Genomic DNA, 4199 nt, shown 5'->3' on the forward strand with positions numbered 1-4199 from the left:
GCCGAGCTTCGCCGAGCTGGAGCTGCTCGACGCGGCCATCGACGAGAGCATCGTGCGCGCCGTCAGCAGCTACGGGAAGGTGCGCGAGCGGATGCTGCGAGCGCTGGAGCGCGTGTCCCGGGCGGCACTGGAGAGCGAGGACGTGGACACCTTCCTGCCCAAGCTGCTCCAGGTGCTGGTGGAGGCGGCGGTGGCGGTGGACGCGGCCTCCATCCTGCTGCGGGAGGGAGAGCGGCTGCGGGTGCGCGCGGCCGTGGGGCTCGGCGCGAAGGAGGCCCTGGCGGACGACTCCAGCATCCCCATCGGCGAGGGCATCTCCGGCCGGGTCGCCGCCGAGCGCCGCCCCATCCTCACGCGCTCGGTGTCCACGGATCCGCGGCTGGCGTACGACGTCATCCGCGAGCTCGGCATCCGCGCGAGCTACAGCGTCCCACTGCTGCACGGCGACGAGCTGGTGGGCGTGGCGCACATGAGCTCGCGGAGCGCCTTCGACTTCAGCGAGTCGGACAAGCTGCTCTTCCGCGCCATGGTCACCCGCGCCACCAGCTTCATCGTGCAGGCGGAGCTGGCCCGGCGCGAGCGCCAGGCCCGCACCGAGGCCCAGCGCACGCTGGCCCTGCTCGACACGCTGTTGGAGGCCGCCCCGGTGGGGATCGGCTTCGTGGACCGGGAGCTGCGCTACCTGCGCATCAACGAGGCCCTGGCGAAGCTCATCGGCCAACCGGTGGCCTTCCTGCTGGGAAAGACGTTCCGCGAGGTGGTGCCCGGGTGGGTCGCCGACAGCTACGAGCCCCTCTACCGCCGCGTGCTGGAGACGGGCGAGCCGGTGCCGCACCACGAGTTCGTCAGCCGCCCCCCCGACGGCATCGGCCCCGAGCGCCACTGGCTGGGCAACTACTACCCGGTGCGCTCCGAGAGCGGCGAGGTGCTGGGGCTGGGCTGCGTGGTGGTGGAGATCACCCAGCAGAAGGAGGTGGAGGCCGAGCTGCGCCGCTCCGGCGAGCTGCGCGAGCGGCTCATCGGGGTGCTGGGGCATGACCTGCGCAACCCGCTCAACGCCATCAGCGCCTCGGCCTTCCTGCTGCAGAGGACCGAGGAGCTGAGTGATGGGGCCCAGCGCGCGGTGGAGCGCATCCGCAACAGCGCGGCGAGGATGGCGCGGATGCTCAGCGACATCCTGGACTTCGCGCGCACCAGCATGGGCGGCGGCCTGCCCGTACACCGCACGTGGGTGAGTCTGCACGACATCAGCCGCACGATGTTGGAGGAGATCCAGGTGGCCAATCCGGACCGGCGGCTGGAGCTGGAGGTGCGGGGGGACGGCCAGGGCTGGTGGGACGCGGACCGGCTGGCCCAGGTGGTGGGCAACCTGTTGACCAATGCCCTGCATCACGGACGGCCGGACACGCCCGTGCGCGTGACGGTCCACGACGCCGGCCCCGAGGTCCACCTCTCCGTCCACAACGAAGGCGCGCCCATCCCGCCCGAGCTCCGCCGGGTGCTCTTCCAACCCTTCCGCCACGGCGCCACGGGCAAGGCCACCGCCCGCAGCGTGGGGTTGGGGCTCTACATCGTGTGTCAGGTGGCGCACGCGCACGGGGGCGTGGTGACGGTCCACTCCACCGAGAGCGACGGCACCACCTTCACGGTGTGCCTGCCGCGCGGAGCCCCCGGGTCCGACACGCTCCCGAACGGAGAGCCCAGGTGACGCCCCCTCCGGCCGCGCGGCGCACAAACCTGTCCGACAGTCGGACAGGTTTCTGAAAAGTCCGCCCGGGAGGCCTCCCCCTGCCGGCCACGCAGCGCGCGAACTTGTCCACTAAGTGTACAGGTTGCTCGAGTCCGCGCCCGGGAGGTCTCCCGTCAGCTCGCGCTCCGTCGGCACGAGGGCCCGGCTCACTTCGTCGGCGGCGTGAGGGCCAGGGTGTGGAGGGCCTCGGCGACCATGCGGGTGGTGGCGTCGAGGTTGTCGAGCAGCGTGGTGACGAGTGGCCCCGAGGTGTCCGCCACATGCGGGTCCCCCACATAGCGGCCGCCCTCGCCCCCCTTGGCCTCCTTCAACTCCTTCACCCCGCCCGCGGAGTCCTGCGTGAGCTGTGCCGCGGCGGCATCGAGCGAGGCGTTGAAGGCAGCCGAGTCCCTGCCCTGGGGCCGCGAGGAGGCGGGAGCCCAGCGTGCCCCCGTCTATAGCAGGGCCTCCCGCGTGCCCCCGGCAGTGTGTTAACGCTCCGGGCGCCCATGGGAATCGCGTCCGCCCTGCTCTCCCGTCGCGCCCTGCTCGTCCTCGCCGGATGGGCGGTGGCCCTGCTCCTCGCGCACCACCCCGTCTTCCTCTCCGGGCTGCGGCTCGTCCAGGGAGATGAGGGGGACGTGCGCTTCGTCCACTACGTCCTGGAGCACGGGTGGAGGCACGTCTCCGGCGAGCCCTTGCACGCGAGCTTCTGGAACCCGCCCATGTTCCACCCGGAGCCCAACACCGCCGCGTACTCGGACGTGCTGCTCGGGGTGGCGCCCTTCTATTGGGTCTGGCGTGCGCTCGGGCTCGAGGCGGACCTCGCCTTGCAGGCCTGGGTGCTCACCATGGCGTCGCTCAACTTCCTGGCGGCGGTGTGGCTGTTCACGCGCGGGCTCGGCCTGCGACTCGGCCCGGCGGTGGTGGGGGCCCTCCTCTTCACCGCGGGGGCTCCCCGCCTCAACCACGCCAACCACCCTCAGCTGGAGGGACAGTTCTTCGCCCTGTTGGCCCTCGGGGCGGTGCTCATGCTGCTGCGCCCGGAGACGGACCGGCGGCGAGGCATGGCCTGGGCGGGCCTGCTCGTGGGCGCGGGCGTGGCCCAGCTCTATGCGGGCTTCTACTGGGGCTGGTTCCTCTTCTTCTTCCTGCTGGTGGCCGGCGTGGCGGCGCTCGCCTCCCGGGAGCTGCGGCCCCGGTTGTTCGCCGCGCTGCGCACGCACGGGCCGGCGCTCGTGCTCTTCGGCGTGGTGGGGCTGGCGGTGCTCGCGCCCCTCGTCCTCCACTCGCGGCAGGCCATCCAGAGCGTGGGGCTGCGCAGCTTCTCCGAGGCCGAGGGCATGGTGCCGCGCTTCTGGAGCTGGTTCTACCTCGGCCCGACGAGCTGGCTGTACGGGTGGACGAACCCGTTCCACTCCTTCCAGCGGCTCCCCGTGCCCTGGGAGCATCAGCTCGGGTTGGGACTGGTCACCACGGGGGTGGCGGGGCTGGGGCTGTGGCACGCGCGCGGCCAGCCCGCGGTGCGCCTGATGCTGGTGGTGACGCTCGTCACCGTGCTGCTCTCGACTCGCTACACCGGGGGCCACACGCCCTGGTTCCTCGTCTTCAAGGGCGTGCCCGGCGCGGCCGCCATCCGCGCGGTGGCTCGCGTGGGCGTGTGGCTGCTGCTGCCCGCCGGGGTGGGCCTGGCCCTCTTCCTCCAGCGGCAGCTCACCGCGGGCCGCACGGCGCTGGCGGTGGGGCTCGGCGCGTTTTGTCTGTTGGAGCAGGGCCTGAGCGGCCCCACCTACGACCGGCTCGAGGCGAGGGCGGACGTGCGCGCCGTCGCGGAGCGCGTCCGCCCCGACTGCGGCGGCTTCTTCTACGCTCCCACCGCGGGGGACTTCCCCGACTTCAAGTACCAGCTCGACGCCACCTGGGCCGCGATGGAGGCCGGGGTGCCCACCGTGAACGGGTACTCGGGCAATGCACCCCGGGGCTGGGCCCTCCACGACAATCGCCGCTTCGACGCGGCGACGGCCGCTCGCCTGGACACCGAGCTGGCGGCCTGGGCGCGCTCGCGAGGGCTGCCCCTGGAGCGCGTCTGCCGCCTGGAGATGCCGGCGCGGCGGTAGGGCTCAGCGCCCGTTGCGGCGGTGGTGGCGCACGGGCACCGGCACCGGCTGTAAGTGGCCGCCGGAGGGGCCGTCCTCGTCCCGCACGCCCGCGCGCGCGAGGTGCTTGGACAGCCGCCCGACGAGCATCAGGCCCGCCATGCGGAAGTCGGAGAAGAGGGACCAGAACGGGTACTTGAAGGTCGCCGGCTGGTTCCTCTCGAGGAGGAAGTGGCTCACCCAGGCCAAGCCGTAGCCGGACACCAGGGCGGCGGGGAGGAGGGACGCATCGCCCTTGAGCGCGGCGGTGATGCCCAGACCCACCGCGATGGAGGTCCCTACGAAGTGCAACCAGCGTGTGACGGGCAGAGCGT

4 protein-coding genes are annotated in these 4199 nt (G+C 72.5%); 2 read left to right on the forward strand and 2 right to left on the reverse strand.

The features are described from left to right. Window positions 1–1708 (forward strand): sensor histidine kinase (locus VF697_RS31895; RefSeq protein WP_331100874.1); only part of this gene is annotated, 1708 nt, incomplete at its 5' end. A gap of 188 nt (window positions 1709–1896) precedes the next feature. Here VF697_RS31895 and VF697_RS31900 read toward each other — a convergent pair. Continuing rightward, window positions 1897–2070 carry a hypothetical protein gene (locus VF697_RS31900; RefSeq protein WP_331100875.1) on the reverse strand — a complete coding sequence of 58 codons (174 nt, stop codon included), beginning with the start codon at window positions 2068–2070 and terminating at the stop codon, window positions 1897–1899. A 168-nt stretch (window positions 2071–2238) separates the two neighbouring features. Here VF697_RS31900 and VF697_RS31905 point away from each other — a divergent pair, with 168 nt between their 5' ends. Continuing rightward, on the forward strand, window positions 2239–3846 hold the full coding sequence (locus VF697_RS31905; RefSeq protein ID WP_331100876.1) for a hypothetical protein: 1608 nt from the start codon (window positions 2239–2241) through the stop codon (window positions 3844–3846). 3 nt (window positions 3847–3849) lie between these two features. On the opposite strand, the gene VF697_RS31910 is transcribed toward VF697_RS31905, so the two are convergent. Next, on the reverse strand, window positions 3850–4199 hold a 350-nt coding region (locus VF697_RS31910), incomplete at its 5' end, for a DUF962 domain-containing protein (protein ID WP_331100877.1).

The sequence above is a fragment of the Archangium sp. genome, assembly GCF_036388035.1.
Lineage (GTDB): Bacteria > Myxococcota > Myxococcia > Myxococcales > Myxococcaceae > Archangium.